Below are 282 nucleotides of genomic sequence, written 5' to 3'. Positions count from 1 at the left end.
ATATGAGCTGCGCATCATGCGTTAGTCGAGTTGAGAAAGCACTAAAGAAGATTGATGGTGTGATTGACGTCAGTGTTAATCTTGCCACAAAAAAAGCAACCGTTAACACTAATGCCAATGTTGAATTAGAAACATTAATGTCGGCAGTAGACAAAGCAGGTTATCATGCAGTTAAAATTAACGATCAACAAAGACAGTTAAGGGATGCATCAAATGAAAACAGTTGAATACAATTTTTTTGTTGAGGATATGAGCTGCGCATCATGCGTTAGTCGAGTTGAG

1 pseudogene is annotated in these 282 nt (G+C 37.9%); it reads left to right on the top strand.

The features are described from left to right. Positions 1 to 2 precede the first annotated feature (2 nt). Positions 3 to 170: pseudogene (locus H3S88_RS13195) on the top strand (heavy metal-associated domain-containing protein); the annotation flags it as partial. Positions 171 to 282: the final 112 nt, after the last annotated feature.

Source organism: Gilliamella sp. B14448G11 (assembly GCF_016101765.1).
GTDB lineage: Bacteria > Pseudomonadota > Gammaproteobacteria > Enterobacterales > Orbaceae > Gilliamella > Gilliamella apicola_N.
The sequence above is the reverse complement of the archived record's forward strand: the minus strand, read 5'-3'. Positions and strand labels throughout refer to the sequence as shown.